13 protein-coding genes and 2 tRNA genes are annotated in these 14,375 nt (G+C 64.7%); 10 read left to right on the forward strand and 5 right to left on the reverse strand.

The window, feature by feature from the left end; translation table 11 throughout:
• The first annotated feature begins 78 nt into the window (after window positions 1-78).
• Window positions 79-936, forward strand: a complete 858-nt coding sequence (locus AB4099_RS03500) for a MipA/OmpV family protein (RefSeq protein WP_441477040.1) — start codon at window positions 79-81, stop codon at window positions 934-936.
• 320 nt (window positions 937-1,256) lie between these two features.
• The gene (locus AB4099_RS03505) at window positions 1,257-2,549 is read left to right on the forward strand and encodes a TAXI family TRAP transporter solute-binding subunit (RefSeq protein ID WP_162768386.1); all 1,293 of its coding nucleotides are present in this window, start codon (window positions 1,257-1,259) and stop codon (window positions 2,547-2,549) included.
• Between the two features lie 352 nt (window positions 2,550-2,901).
• Here AB4099_RS03505 and AB4099_RS03510 read toward each other — a convergent pair whose 3' ends face one another.
• A complete protein-coding gene (locus tag AB4099_RS03510) occupies window positions 2,902-3,117 on the reverse strand; it encodes a DUF1059 domain-containing protein (RefSeq protein WP_113517781.1) in 216 nt (71 codons plus the stop codon).
• A 283-nt stretch (window positions 3,118-3,400) separates the two neighbouring features.
• Window positions 3,401-3,475, reverse strand: a tRNA-Gln gene (locus AB4099_RS03515).
• 180 nt (window positions 3,476-3,655) lie between these two features.
• Here AB4099_RS03515 and AB4099_RS03520 point away from each other — a divergent pair.
• Both AB4099_RS03520 and AB4099_RS03525 read left to right on the forward strand, forming a co-directional pair.
• A tRNA-Pro gene (locus AB4099_RS03520) sits at window positions 3,656-3,732 on the forward strand.
• 210 nt (window positions 3,733-3,942) lie between these two features.
• Window positions 3,943-4,083, forward strand: coding sequence for a hypothetical protein (locus tag AB4099_RS03525; RefSeq protein ID WP_162768387.1), 141 nt, complete (start codon window positions 3,943-3,945; stop codon window positions 4,081-4,083).
• Between the two features lie 201 nt (window positions 4,084-4,284).
• Here AB4099_RS03525 and AB4099_RS03530 read toward each other — a convergent pair whose 3' ends face one another.
• Window positions 4,285-4,911: a biotin transporter BioY gene (locus AB4099_RS03530; protein WP_441477041.1), complete on the reverse strand. Its 627-nt coding sequence runs from the start codon at window positions 4,909-4,911 to the stop codon at window positions 4,285-4,287.
• A gap of 157 nt (window positions 4,912-5,068) precedes the next feature.
• On the opposite strand from AB4099_RS03530, the gene AB4099_RS03535 reads away from it, so the two are divergent.
• A complete protein-coding gene (locus AB4099_RS03535; protein WP_113517783.1) occupies window positions 5,069-5,989 on the forward strand; it encodes an MBL fold metallo-hydrolase in 921 nt (306 codons plus the stop codon).
• 51 nt (window positions 5,990-6,040) lie between these two features.
• On the opposite strand, the gene AB4099_RS03540 is transcribed toward AB4099_RS03535, so the two are convergent.
• Together AB4099_RS03540 and AB4099_RS03545 are read right to left on the reverse strand one after the other, a co-directional pair.
• Window positions 6,041-6,817: a DUF1499 domain-containing protein gene (locus AB4099_RS03540; RefSeq protein WP_441477042.1), complete on the reverse strand. Its 777-nt coding sequence runs from the start codon at window positions 6,815-6,817 to the stop codon at window positions 6,041-6,043.
• Window positions 6,818-6,862: 45 nt separating this feature from the next.
• Entirely contained in the window at window positions 6,863-8,494 is a 1,632-nt protein-coding gene (locus AB4099_RS03545; protein WP_441477043.1) for a long-chain-fatty-acid--CoA ligase, read from the reverse strand.
• A gap of 214 nt (window positions 8,495-8,708) precedes the next feature.
• Between AB4099_RS03545 and AB4099_RS03550 the strand changes: the two genes are divergently transcribed.
• The 5 genes from AB4099_RS03550 (at window position 8,709) to AB4099_RS03570 (ending at window position 14,289) form a co-directional block, all read left to right on the forward strand.
• Window positions 8,709-9,110, forward strand: coding sequence for a MarR family winged helix-turn-helix transcriptional regulator (locus tag AB4099_RS03550; protein WP_441477661.1), 402 nt, complete (start codon window positions 8,709-8,711; stop codon window positions 9,108-9,110).
• Between the two features lie 7 nt (window positions 9,111-9,117).
• Window positions 9,118-9,969 carry a patatin-like phospholipase family protein gene (locus AB4099_RS03555; protein ID WP_441477044.1) on the forward strand — a complete coding sequence of 284 codons (852 nt, stop codon included), beginning with the start codon at window positions 9,118-9,120 and terminating at the stop codon, window positions 9,967-9,969.
• Between the two features lie 38 nt (window positions 9,970-10,007).
• On the forward strand, window positions 10,008-11,477 hold the full coding sequence (locus AB4099_RS03560) for an amidase family protein (RefSeq protein WP_441477045.1): 1,470 nt from the start codon (window positions 10,008-10,010) through the stop codon (window positions 11,475-11,477).
• A gap of 119 nt (window positions 11,478-11,596) precedes the next feature.
• Window positions 11,597-12,976 carry an aspartate aminotransferase family protein gene (locus AB4099_RS03565; protein WP_113517787.1) on the forward strand — a complete coding sequence of 460 codons (1,380 nt, stop codon included), beginning with the start codon at window positions 11,597-11,599 and terminating at the stop codon, window positions 12,974-12,976.
• A 419-nt stretch (window positions 12,977-13,395) separates the two neighbouring features.
• Entirely contained in the window at window positions 13,396-14,289 is an 894-nt protein-coding gene (locus AB4099_RS03570) for a metallophosphoesterase (protein ID WP_441477046.1), read from the forward strand.
• The last annotated feature ends 86 nt before the right edge of the window (window positions 14,290-14,375 follow it).

Here is a 14,375-nt window from a genome sequence, read left to right on the forward strand (position 1 = left end):
CCGGAGACATCGCCCCACACTTGCTTAGCCCTAGAGATGAGCATCTCGCGAACGCGACTTGCGCATTGGGGTTGATGAATGACGTCGTTGGAGGCGCTTTGGCGCCATCTGCCGGGCCGCGTGGTCCTGGCCGCAACTGCCCTTGCGGTTATCTGCGCAACGGTTCCCGGTAATGCCTGGGCGCAGGGCCTTTTCGATCAGATGCCAACCATTCCCGGCGATTGGACCGTCACCTTGGGTGCCCAGGGCAAGCTTCTGCCTGAATTCGAAGGTGCCGGCCGCTCCCGCTTCGAACCCTTGCCGATCGTCTCCATCCGCCGGACCGGCAAGGTTGCGCGCTTTCGCTCCCCTCTGGACGGAGCCGGTCTTTCCTTGATCGACATCGGCGGCTTTCATGCCGGCCTCGTCGGCAAATACAAGAGCGCCCGTGACGCGGGCGACTACCCCAGACATTTGCGCGGGCTCGGCGATGTCGACGCAACGATCGAGGCTGGCCTCTTCGCCGAGTTCTGGCCCCGGGACTGGTTCCGCACGCGCATCGAAACGCGCCGCGGTTTCGGCGGACACAGGGGCTTCGTGGCCGAACTTTCCGCCGATGTCGTCGTTCCCGTCGGCGAACGCTGGACTCTGTCCGGTGGGCCGCGCCTGTCGTTGGCCGACAACAAGGCGACCGCGCCGTATTTCGTTGTCGACGCGGCCCAATCGCTGGCTTCCGGGCTTCCCCTCTTCAATGCGAAGGGCGGGCTGCATTCGATCGGCGCCGGCCTGCAGGCGCGATATCAACTGACGCCGCAATGGGAGGTCCGTGGCTATGTCGAATATGCCCGCCTCAGGGATGACGCGGCATCCAGCCCCCTGGTGACCCGCTATGGATCGCCGAACCAGACGACCGTCGGCCTCGGCGTGAGCTACTCGTTCGACATCAAACTCTGGTGAGGGGATGCCCTTCGACAGGCTCCGCGAGGGCAACGACGGATAGCGGCTGAAGGAAGAGCCGGCTCCGGCCGCGAAGGCAAAGCGAAGGACAACGGCATTTACGCTTCCAACGGGCGCGGGGGGCTGGCCATGATGATAGAACTGGCGAGCGCGCGAATGTCGTGCAAATCTCCTGGACCTCGCGATCATAGTGCCCCCAATTGCAGGCATCTACCGTGCCGGTTCGCTCCCCGAGACCAGACAAACCTAGTTTCGCGAGGCGGCGCAGGGGCGTTCTGCGCGTTCTATTGCTGGTTGTTGCATCAGCAGCCATTGCAGGCTTGGCTCTGTCCTACAGCACGGTGCGCGACTACGGCTCATTTCGAGCGTCGATACTGACGGGAGCGCCAGGCGGTGCCTATCATTCGCTCGCTTCGAACCTGGCGCAGCTGGCCAGGCGCGACCGAGGGCATCTCGAGGTTATCCCGACAGCGGGTTCGATCGAGAACGCCAAACGCCTGATGGCAGACCAGAAATCCTGCGCGGAGAAATTTGCCTTCGTTCAGGACGGCACTCCAGTGCCTGCCGATTCCGAACTGGAGCTATTGGGGCGCCTGCCCGAGCCGGAGTCGCTCCTCTTTCTGTCCCGGCGCGATCGGCCCTTCGGTAGCTTCTCCGACCTACGGGGCGCCTCCATCGGAATAGGCCCCGAGAATTCGGGAACGGCCTATCTCGTGCTCCAGCTGCTCGGCGATCCCGACCTGAAGAAGCTCGACATTCGAACGTCCTATCGCGAGCTGGAGGAGCAGGCTCAGCTTGTGGCGAAGGGCAATCTCGATATTGCCGCCTATGTCATGCGAAATGATGCTGAGTTCCTGCGCACGATCATCGGCCGCTATGATCTGGACATCATCGAGCTCCGAGATTTGAGAGGTTTGACCGACCGCTTTCCATGGTTGACGCTCGGACGCGTGCCGGCTGGCCGATACGACTTGATGCGCCTGGCCCCTGCGACCGACAAAATGGTGCCGCAGGTCAATACGCTCGTGTTGGCCAACGCCTGCGCGAAGAGAGCTGACCGCATCGAATTGCTGGTGCTCCTGGCGGCTGCGCTTCCGACTTTCGTGCGCAGCAACCCGCCGACCTCGACGAGTTCGGCGACCGCGGTCCCGCTATCCTCCGAAGCGAGGCAGTTCTTTCTAACCGGGGAACCGGAATTCGTAGACCGCTATTTTCCCTGGCTCGTGAACCTCATGTCGCCGGCCTACTGGATCTATCTCGTCATGGCCGTTACGGCGCTCTTCAACCTGCTGAAGGGCATCAGCCGCTTTCGTCTTTGGCGCCTTGATTCCGCGCGCGAAAAACTTGAGGCCGAAGCACGGCTCGTGGCGGGGGAGGCCGTCAGCCATGCACCTGACCTGCATCGCCCGACGAAACCCGCCTTGCCGGATGCGGACGAGCGCGACGCGATCAAGGACATTCTGGATCGCCTGGCCAGGCTGCGCGAACGGTGTCAGCGCTACGCCAACTCGTTCGCAACGCCGATGGGCGAGGAGATGTTCTATCGCTACCAGCAATTCCTGATCGACCGCACGACAGTCGAATTGAAGGCGCGACTTGGAGCGGGCTCATAACCCGTAGCTGCTCAACCATCCATCGCGTCTATGGAAACGGCCTGCCGGGCACGCCAATGGGCGCCCCAATTGGCTTGCAGATGTCCCCTCTCGCGGTGTCCGCCCGCAACCTGACCACGTCCCCATAGGCCCTCACGGCCACGTAGATCGGCTCCCCCGTCGGAACCTTTGCGTTCCATGCGCCAATCTCGCGGGCGAACCGTTCAGCCTGCTCGACCAACTCAGCGGCGTGGCACTATGAGCGGTGCGGCAGTTTGGATGACCGCAGGGCCATGCGGGCGAGCAAGCCTCCTTCGCCCGAAGACCTCAGGCACGGCTGCTGGATGAGATGATGGCGGCGGCACTTGTTCGATCAGGCGGCGCGACTTGGTGCCTTCTCAGACGGCATGCCATCTTTGATGGCCGCTTTGATTTGGTCCCGCAGTTCAGGCGTATCTTGATGCCCATGCACGGCAACAGCGTGCTGCACCGACGCCTCCACGAGTTCGCTCTCGTTGTCGGCGATGATCGTGACTGAGCAATTCATGTCGCTCGGGAATTCACGGCAGTCGATGAACTTGCGTCCCATAACGTCCTCCCCAATTGGGAGATCAAGCAACCGTCCATCACGTCGAATGAAGGCCGCCTACTTCACACACAGTACGCTTACGCGCGGGTACTGGCAAAATGATCCGGCGCCCGACGATCGAATGCAGCGAGATAATCGGAGCCTGCTGATGCGGGAGAATGTCGTTCGCCCCTGTGGGTCTCGATCCCACCCCGTTCGCCACTTCAGGCTAGCAGCCAAGGGCGTCACGACCGGCCGTTACGGCAATCATTTAAAATCGTTTAAAATCAAAATCTTAGGATGATGGCTGGGGCGCCAGGATTCGAACCTGGGAATGGCGGTACCAAAAACCGCTGCCTTACCACTTGGCGACGCCCCAACACGCTGCTGCGTTCTAGTGTGCGTCGCGGCTCTGTGCAACCATCGACAAGCGCTTCTCACAGGAGGCCGCATCCGACGCGACAGGTCCCCGGCGAGGCTCTGGAGAAATCCACACAAGAGGTGCTTAGCCCTGTTGCGCTGCGGCGCGACGCTGGCTATAAGCCGGCCACCAGTTGATCGGAGTGTAGCGCAGTCTGGTAGCGCACCACGTTCGGGACGTGGGGGTCGCAGGTTCAAATCCTGCCACTCCGACCAAAATTTCCCGAGATATTTCAGATAGTTACAAATAATGCCCTTCGGGGCTTTTTTGTTGTCTGGACAGATACCCGGGCAGTTTCCCGAATCTTCCGCCGCACGCTGGCGCCTTCGGGCGCGATTAACGCAGCTGCGACTTCTTCCCGGTACGGCCATGGTGCCGCGCGCGAGGCTCCTGTAGTCTCGCCCCAGGACAATGGGGCTCACTCTATGACGCGCTTTTCCCGAATCATCGGAATCATGAGCCTCGCCGTGCTGCTTTCCGGCTGCGACAAATGCGGGGAGTGGATGAAGCTCGATATGTTCGGCCAACCCGTGAAGACCTGCTCCGGCAATAATCCGCAAGGCTGAGCGCAAGCCCATCCGCCTCATGCGAATCGCTGGATCATCGGACCGGATCTCGTATCCGGTCCGATGATCCAGCGATTCGCGTTTGCATCGGCCCTGCCGAAAACCGCAATCCACGTCTCGGGCCGATGCCTTAGCGGCCGGCGCCAAAGAAAAAGCCGGGGCAAAGCCCCGGCTCGTTGGTCTCTGCCTCTGCTGCAGATCTCAGCCGCGGCGGCGCAGGAAGGACCAGCTTGCCCCGACAAGGCTGGCAGCCAGCGCCATCTTGAGCGCATCGCCGAGCAGGAAGGGCTGCACGCCGAAGGCGAAGGCCTTGGCGAAGCCGAGGCCGGTGGCACCGCTCGCCATCTGCGCCCCAAGAGCGAGCCACAGTCCGCCGAGGCCAAGAATCAACGTTTCCGCGACGACGAATCCCGCGATCAGGCGGAATACCGAGGCGCCGCGCTCGGCCGCCCAGCCAGCGACAGCTGCCGCAAGCACGAAGCCGACAAGGAACCCGCCGGTCGGACCGGCGAGATAGAACAGCCCGGCGGCAACCGGCGGCGTGTTGGTGAAGACCGGCAGGCCGGCGAGGCCATAGGCAATATAAAGCGCGACAGTCGCAGCACCGAGGCGCGAGCCATAGGCGGCACCCAGCCCGAGCACCGCCAGCGTCTGAAGGGTCATCGGCACCGGCCAGAACGGCACCTTGATCTTGGCTGCGAGGACGAGCAGCAGGCTGCCGGCCACGGCAAGGGCGACATTGCGCGCCAGCGCGGCGCGACGTCCGGAGACCTGGGGAAGGATCGCGTTGACCAGGGTCGGAGCGGAAAGGGGAAGCAGATCGGCCATGCGCTCTCATCCATTTTTCGAGGGCCGCGCTGCGCAGCCGGTTTTCCGTCTATAGAAAATGCTGCAATGCCCTACAAGGCGCGCGGCGGTGCGCGAAGCGGCAAGGCCGGGGCGCAATCTGCCCCGTGACGCGACTGGACCAGGCGACGGGACCCGTATGAGCGAAGACATCGAATTCGATCGGAGCGCCACCGCTCCTTCCGGCGAGGTGGTTGAATTGTCGCCGCTCGTCCGGCGTATCATCGCCGGGAATGGCGGCCCCATGACCTTCACCGGCACCTGTACCTATGTCATCGGCCGGGGCACGGTTGCCGTGCTCGATCCCGGCCCGGACGATCCCTCTCATATCGCGCGCGTCCGTGCAGCGCTTGCAGGGGAAACCGTCAGCCATATCCTTGTCACACACACCCATCGCGATCATTCGCCAGCCGTGCCGGCATTGAAGGCCGCGACAGGCGCCATCGTCGCCGGCTGCCTGCCGCATCGTGCGGCGCGCGAGCTGGCGCTTGGCGAGATCAATCCGCTCGATGCCGCGGCCGATCGCGACTATGCCCCCGATCTGCCAATGCATGATGGTGACACGGTCACAGGCCCCGGCTGGACGCTCTCGGCCGTCGAAACGCCAGGACACACCGCCAATCACCTCGCCTTCGCGCTCGCGGAAGAGGCAAGCCTGTTTTCAGGCGATCATGTCATGGCGTGGTCGACGAGCATCGTTGCCCCGCCCGACGGCTCGATGGCTTCCTACATGGCTTCGATCGAAAAACTGCGGACGATGGAGCACGCTGTCTACTGGCCTGGCCATGGCGGGCCAGTGAGCGAACCGCAGCGCTTCCTGCGCGGGCTCGTGCAGCACCGCCGCCAGCGCGAAGCCGCGATCCTCAACCGCCTCAGGGCTGGCGACGAGCGCATCGCGGAGATGGTGCCACCCATCTATCAGGGCTTGTCGGTCGCGTTGCACGGCGCCGCCTCGCTCTCGATCCTCGCCCAACTCGAGGATCTGGTCCTCAACGGCACGGTCATCTGCGACGAGGCGCTGCCGATGCTGGCGAGCCGATACAGACTGGCACGGGCCTGATGCAGCGGCGTCGATCCGCTCGTCGGATCGCGTCACGCCACTGCCACTGACCTAGCGTGCCTCGACCAGCAGTTCGACCTCCGCGGCAAAGGCGGCGATGCGGGCGGCATTTGCACCGAGATCGTGGCTTCCGATCCGCGAGGCCGAGCGGATATCGATGCGGCTGCCGTCGGCGCGCGGACGGACGCGGATCGTGATGTCCTCGGCAAGGCGCAGGATTCGGGTCCGCGCGACCGCCTCGATCCGCCCTGCCCCGCTGCGTCCGCCGGGGCGCGACGCTTCGAGCACCTGCCAACCCAGCGCGGTTGCGGCCCGGCGCGCGATGGTGAACGCCGTTTCGGCCGGGACCTCCAGCACGATCGGCAGAGTCTTCGGATAAGCCTGGCGCTGGATGCGCCGCTCTCCGGCCGCAACGTCGGGCGGCACCAGGCCATGGCGTGCGGTCAAGGCGGCCTGCGAGCGGCTGAAGCTCGGGGGATCGTCGATATCGGTCGAGATATCGCTCAATCGTGGCAGCACCAGCCATTTGAAGCCGCCATAGAGCACTGGGGCAAGCATGATGAGTGCAAGCACGAAGGCCTGCGCCGCCATGCCGACCCCGCGATGCCCCACCTGCCAGATCCGCATGAAGGCGAGCACCGCCAGCAGCAGCGCCAGCAGAACGAAGCCATAGGCACCGGCGATCGGCGCGAGCCCCTGCGCGGAAGGCTCGCCGAGCCGGGCGACGAGAATGGCCAGCAGCAGAACCGCGACAGAAAACCAGGCGAGCCGCCGGCTCCAGCGTGCGGCGCGCGAGACAGGTTCCTCGAAGACGATGCGGCGATGCATGATGATTACGTGGCGGGGTCCGGCACCGAAGGCAAGCCTCGCGGCTCAGCCTGTCGGCAAGCGATAGTCCTTGAACTGCTCGCGCAGCGCGGTCTTCTGGATCTTGCCCGTAGCAGTATGCGGGATCGCCTCGACCAGGACGACATCGTCCGGCAGCCACCATTTTGCGATCTTGCCGGTCATATAGGCCAACATCTCGTCGCGGCTCGGTGAACGGCCGGGTTTTGGAACGATGACCAGCAGCGGCCGCTCGTCCCATTTGGGATGGGCGACGCCAATCACCGCAGCCTCCGCCACATCGGGATGGCCGACCGCGAGATTTTCGAGATCGATGGATGATATCCACTCGCCGCCCGATTTGATCACGTCCTTGGAGCGGTCGGTGATCTGGAGATATCCGGCGGCATCGAGCGTGCCGACATCGCCCGTGTCGAAGAAACCGTGCTCGTCGAGGATCGCTTCATCCTCACGCCTGAAATAGGCGCCGGCGACGGACGGTCCGCGCACCTTCAGGCGCCCGAAGGTCTTGCCGTCCCAGGGCAGGTCCCGGCCGGCATCGTCGGTGATGCGGAACTCGACGGTAAAGGGCGGATGCCCCTGCTTGACCTTGAGATCGTAGAGCGCGTCTCCCTGCAGATGCCCATAGACCGGCTTGATCGAGCAGAACGAGCCGATCGGGCTCATTTCGGTCATGCCCCAGGCATGTGCGACCGTGACGCCGTACTTGCGTTCAAATGCCTCCGTCATCGCCCGCGGACAGGCTGAGCCACCGATCACCACGCGTTTCAGCGTCGAGAGGCGGGCATTGGTCGCCTCCAGATGCTGCAGCAGGCCAAGCCAGACCGTCGGCACCGCCGCGGTGCAGGTCACGCCCTCGCCTTCCAGCAATTCGAGCAGCGATGCACCGTCGAGCTTCGCGCCCGGCATGACCAGCTTGGCCCCGGCCATCGGCGCGGAATAGGCCAATGACCAGCTATTGGCATGGAAGAGCGGCACGACCGGCAGCACGCTGTCGCGCGAGGACAATCCGATATAGTCCGGCGCCGAGCAGGCCATGGCATGCAGCACGTTCGAGCGGTGCGAATAGAGCACCCCCTTCGGACCGCCGGTGGTGCCGGAGGTGTAGCAGAGCCCCGCGGCGGTATTCTCGTCGAACTGCTTCCAGGCGAAATCGTCATCGGCTTCGGCGAGCCACTCCTCGAAGGCAGTTGCTCCCTTCAGGCTGGTTTGCGGCATATGCGCCGCATCGGTCAGCACGATGTAGCGCTCGATGCTCGGCAGCCTGTCCTGGATCTGCTCGATCAGCGGCACGAAGGTCAGGTCGAGGAACAGCATCCTGTCCTCGGCATGGTTGATGATCCAGGCGATCTGCTCCGGGAACAGCCGCGGATTGACCGTATGCGTGATCGCGCCGATCCCGCTGATCCCGTACCAGAGTTCGAGATGCCGGTCGGTGTTCCACGCCAGCGTCGCGACCCGGTCGCCGAGCCGCATCCCTTCCCGCTCGAGGCGCCTGGCCACCCGCAGGGCGCGGCGGCGGATATCGGCATAGGTCGTGCGCCGCAGCGAGCCATCCTCCACCGCGCGGCTCACGACCTCGCGAGTGCCGTGCTGGACGGCGGCATGGTCGATGATCCGGTGCAGCAGCAGGGGCCAGTCCTGCATCAGGCCAAGCATAGCGTCTCTCCCCAAGATCATTCTTGCTGTTGTTGGGAGCAGCATAGACAGGCTGCTCCCCGCCAGGGAAGCAGGAGTTGAGCCAGAGCGGGAATGAAGGGCTCGCCTGGAGCCACGCGATAGTTTAGGGCAGAACTGACAGATCCTGAGAGTTGGAACCGTGTCAGCGCCCGACGCCCTACGCACCGATCCAGACCGCGTCTGGTTCCGCTTCATGCGGCTGCACCAGCGCATGCTCGGCCAGATGACGGCGCGCATCCGTACGCTCGGGCTCTCGATCCCGCAATTCGATCTGCTCTCCACGCTGACCGAGCGCGAAGGCATCAGCCAAAGCGAGCTGGCCGAGCGGCTCTACGTCACCAAGGGCAACGTCTCCGGGCTCGTCGATCGCCTGGTGCAGGCCGGCCTCGTCGAGCGCCGCGCCATCGCGGGCGACCGGCGCTCCTATGCAATGCATCTGACGCCCGAGGGGCGCAGGCTGGCGGAAGCCGGCATCGCTGCGCAACGCAGCTATGTCGCGACCACGCTCGGCAAGCTGCCGACCGGTGATCTCGCCGATCTCAACCGGCTCGTCCTGGCCTGGCGCGACCTCGCTCGCGCCGCGGACGCCGAATAGCGCCTTCATGTTCGCCGGGCTCGCCTTCGCCGGCGGCGGCAATCGCTGCTACTGGCAGGGTGGTTTCTATGAAACCGTGGCGCCACGCCTGGCGTTGTCGCCGCGCCGGGTCGTCGGTGTCAGCGCCGGCGCCTTCGCGATGCTCTATACGGCACTTGGTCTTGGCCCGACCGTACGCGAGCAGGTCAGGCTAGCCTGTCTCGATCGAACATCCGAGATGGATTGGGCAGCCTTCCGCCGGGGTGGGCGGCTCTTTCCGGTCGGCGAGCTCTATCAGAGCCTCCTCGTTCAGCTCTTCACGCCCGAGGCCCTCTCAACCTTGCGCCTGATGAGCGATTTCCGCATCGCGATCTCGCGCCCGCCGCGCTTCTGGCCCCTGCCGATTGCGGCAATGCTGGGGATCGGCGCCTACCAGCTGGAAAAGCGCCTCCGCCGGCCGGTCCATCCCACCGCCGGGCGCCGCCTCGGTTTCGTGCCCGACCTTGTCCGGCTCGCCGATTGTGCAACCGCAGAACAACTGGTCGCGGCCCTGATGGCGAGCGCTGCAGTGCCCCCCTTCATGCCGGCCGGGCTCGTCGGGCAACGCGCTGCGCTCGATGGCGGGCTGGTCGACAGTGCCCCGGCCTGGGCGCTCGCCGATCTGGAACAGGCCGGCGAGCAGACGCTCGTGCTGCTGACGCGCCCATTCTCCGCGGTGCCGCAGGCTCCGGGTCGAACCTATGCGCGCCCGTCCCGAACCATTCCGGTCTCGCAATTCACGATCCGCGACTGGGAGGGGATCCGCTTCTCCTACGAACTCGGCATCAGTGATGGCGAGAGCTTCCTTCGGCGGATGGAAGTCGAAGCGCGAACCGGCTAGGCAAGAGGCTGGTTCTTGCCAACCGACCGGACGTGCCGATGCCTGCGATCGATCTGACCGCCTCCGCGACCGACCTCCGCGAAGCCCTGCTGGCGCGCCGCTTCAGCGCGAGTGACCTGCTCGAGGCCAGTTTCGTTCGTATCGACTCGCTGAACCCGCTGCTCAACGCCATCATTGCCCAGGACCGCGACGTCGCTCGTGCCATGGCGGCAGAATCGGACCGGCGCCTCGCGAATGGCAGCGCCCGGCCGCTTGAAGGGCTGCCGATCACGATCAAGGACGCGTTCGACGTTGCCGGCCTGCCCTCTTCCGGCGGGCTGCCCGCCTACAAGGACCGCATTCCCACCGATGATGCCGCCCCCGTCGCTCGCCTGCGCGCCGCCGGCGCCGTCATTCTGGGCAAGAGCAACGTCCCGGTCTTCTCAGGTGATTTCCAGAGCTACAACCCCATTCACGGCGTCACCAATAACCCCTGGAATGCGGCCTTCTCGCCCGGCGGCTCGTCAGGCGGGGCCGCAACCGCGGTCGCGACCGGCATGTCGTCCTTCGAGCTCGGCTCCGATCTCGGCGGCTCGGCGCGCTGGCCGGCCCATGCCTGCGGCGTCTACGGCCTGAAGACGAGCTGGGGGTTGATCTCGACCTGGGGCCATCTGCCGCCACCACCCGAGCGCCGCATACCGCGCAATGCCGACCTCCTGGTCGCCGGACCGATCACGCGCGCGCCCGAGGATCTTGCGCTCATCCTTCCGGTGTTGGCCGGCCCGCGCGATCCGCATGTCGCGGGCGCCGCCCTCCCCCCTTCAAGGCTGGAGGAGCCCCGCGGCCTGCGCGTCGCGCTCTGGGCCGACGATGCCTTCGCTCCGACCGACCGAGAGGTCAGCGCAGCGATACGCAAGGCGGCCGATCTGCTCGCCGCACAGGGCGCAATCATCGACGAGACGGCGCGCCCGGCGATCCGCTTCTCCGAAGCCTTCGAAGTCTATGCGCTGCTCAATCATGCCGTCGTCGCCTATGGACTGCCGCCCAAGGTCAGGGCGCGTATCCAGGCGATGGCATCGCGCTTCAGCACCACCGATCTCTCGCATCAATCGCTGCAAGCGCGTGGCGCGCGCATGACGCCGGGGCTCTATCAGCAGCTTTCGCAGCGGCGCTTGGCTCTGAAACGGCAATGGACCCGCTTCTTCCAGACCTATGACGTCGTGCTCTGCCCGCCCGCCCCTGTCGCCGCGATCCCGCATGACCACACGCCGGACATTCACGCCAGGCGCCTTGTCGTGAACGGCGAGGCTCGCCCCTATCTCGATTTCCTGCTCTGGGCCTCGCTCGCGACCGGGGCCGACCTGCCTGCGCTGGTTGCTCCGATCTCGCAGTCGAACGCCGGTCTGCCGCTCGGCGTGCAGATCATTGCGGCGGCCGGCGAAGATCTGACGGCAGTCGCTGTCGGCGGCATGCTGGCAAGGGCGGGCGCAGGATATCGCGCTCCACCCGGCGCGGCCGGACCTTCCTGAGCCGACGCGGCCCGATACGCGCCAGAGTCTGCGTCGATCTGCGTGAAAATCGCTCAGTGCTTGCGCTGATCCCGGTCTATGCTCGCATAAAGGCCGCATAAAAACCTGGAGCTTGCGCCATGCTATCCAACCTCGCCGTCCGCGACATCGAGACCCTGGTCCACCCGTATACGAACCTGGCGACCCATCGCGAGACCGGCCCGCTGGTGCTGGAGAGCGGCAAGGGCGTCTTCGTCTATGACAGCGCCGGCAAGGAATACATCGAGGGCATGGCCGGGCTCTGGTGTACCGCGCTCGGCTACTCCAACCAGGAGTTGATCGACACGGCGACGGAGCAGATGAAGAAGCTGCCCTTCACGCATATTTTTGGCGGGCGCAGCCATGATCCGGCGATCGAGCTGGCGGAGAAGCTGAAAGAGATCGCGCCGGTTCCGATCTCGAAGGTGTTCTACGGCGCCTCCGGCTCCGACGCCAACGACACCCAGGTGAAGATCGTCTGGTACATGAACAATGCCCTTGGCCGGCCGCAGAAGAAGAAGATCATCTCGCGGCTGAAGGGCTATCACGGTGTCACCGTGGCCTCGGCCTCGCTCACCGGCCTGCCCAACAATCATATCGATTTCGACCTGCCGTTGCCGGGCATCCTGCACACTTCCTGCCCGCATCATTATCGCTTCGCCGAGCCTGGCGAGAGCGAGCAGGACTACTCATCGCGCCTCGCCGCCGAGCTGGAGGAGATGATCCTGCGCGAAGGGCCGGACACGGTCGCCGCCTTCATCGCCGAGCCGGTGATGGGCGCCGGCGGCGCGATCACCCCGCCGGATGGCTATTTCGAGAAGATCAACGCCGTTCTCGCCAAATACGACATCCTGTTCATCTCGGATGAGGTCATCACCGGCTTCGGCCGCACCGGCAACATGTTCGGCACCACGACCTATGGCATGAACGTCGACACGATCTCGCTCGCCAAGCAGATCACCTCGGCCTATTTCCCGCTCAGCGCCGTGTTGATGAACGACAAGGTCTACGAGGTCCTCGTCGACCAGAGCCGCAAGATTGGCACCTTCGGACACGGCAACACCTATGCCGGCCACCCGGTCGGCTGCGCGATCGCGGTCAAGACGCTGGAGATCTACCAGCGTGACAAGATCGTCGAGCATACCCGCAAGGTCTCCCCGACCTTCCTGCGGAGGCTCGAGAAGCTTGCCGAGCATCCGCTGGTCGGCGAAGCACGCGGCGTCGGCCTGATCGGTGGCGTCGAGATCGTCAAGGACAAGGTGACCAAGGCCCCGTTCGAGACCAAGAAGGGCGTCGGCCCGAAATCGGTCTTCTTCGCGCAGGAAGAGGGCCTGATCACCCGCGCCATGGGCGACCGTGTCGCCTTCTGCCCGCCGCTCGTGATCACCGAGGCCGAGATCGAGGAGATGTTCGACCGCTACGAGCGGGCCCTGAACAAGACGCTCGCCTGGGTCAAGGCCGAAGGCTTGCTCGCGGCCTGAGCCTGTTTGCTTAAGGGGAGATTAACCGAAGCGACGACATGATTGCGATCGAGGCCGAAAAGCCACGAAGAAATCACGATCACGCCGCTTCGTCGTCCCGATCGGACGTCACCTTCCCTGTGTCGACGGCCAGGAACCGCCGGCACCGTGCAACAAGTAAAGTCAGGACCGATGCCTTCCGCCAACCAGCGTCAGACGACGCAACGCAGTGCGAGCTTCCATGATGCCTCGGCCAAAGAGGCCTACGCATCGCACTTCCGCCCGATCGCATTTCGCGCAATCGCCGCGGGAACGAGACGTGCCTCGCCTGCGTCGGACAGGACGGCAGAGAGAAAACCGGCCCATCCTGTGCCGGCCGTTCTCCGCAACGGTTTTGACGACTGACTTGACGACTGCCAGACTGACTTTCGAGACCCTCCATGATTGACCGGCGCAGAGCTCTCCAAACTCTCGCCGGTCTTTTTTTGGCCGGCTTCGGCACTGGCGGCTATGCCTATGCCTGGGAGCCAACCCATCAGCGGGTGACGCACTACCGCTTCACGCCGAATGGCTGGCCCCAGTCGGGCCGCCTCAAACTCGCAATCGTCTCGGATCTGCACATTGGCGGGCCGCATATGCCGGTGTCGCGTGTGCGCGATATCGTCGCGATGACCAATGAACTGAAACCGGATCTCGTCCTGCTGCTCGGGGATTTCGTTGCGAGCCGGACGCGCCGCGCCTCCGACCCTCCCTATGCCGAATGGGCTATGGCACTCGCCGCGCTCAAAGCGCCGAACGGAGTCTACGCCGTACTCGGCAATCACGACTGGTGGCAGGACGAGCCGACCCAGAGGAACCGCAGCGGGCCGACACAGTCGGGCCTCGCACTCGAAGCGGCCGGGATCACGGTTCTCGAAAATCGGGCGCTGCGCCTGGAGACCGCTGCAGGTCCGCTCTGGCTTGCCGGCCTTGGCGACCAGATCGCCTTCGTGAAACGGTTACGCGGACAGAAAAATGGCGTCGACGACCTGCCCGGCACCCTCGCCCAGATTGCTGATGACGGCGCGCCCGTCATCATGCTGGCGCATGAGCCGGATGTCTTCGCCCGGATGCCGGCGCGGGTTGCGCTGACCTTGTCGGGCCATACCCATGGCGGACAGGTAAGACTGTTCGGCTGGTCGCCGATCGTGCCCTCACGCTATGGCAATCGCTACGCCTATGGCCATGTCCGCGAGGACGGGCGCGATCTGGTGGTTTCTGCCGGCCTCGGCACCAGCAAGCTGCCGCTCAGATTTGGAATTCCGCCGGAGGTCGTGCTGGTGGAGCTGGGCTAGAGCATCGGACCGAAAGGTGGAATCCGCTTTTCGGAAAAATCCGATGCTAAAGCAGAGAGCGAGATCGCCGCTCCTGCGCCCGAACG

This window comes from Allobosea sp. 2KB_26, assembly GCF_052115715.1.
In the GTDB taxonomy this organism is placed as follows: Bacteria; Pseudomonadota; Alphaproteobacteria; order Rhizobiales; family Beijerinckiaceae; genus Allobosea.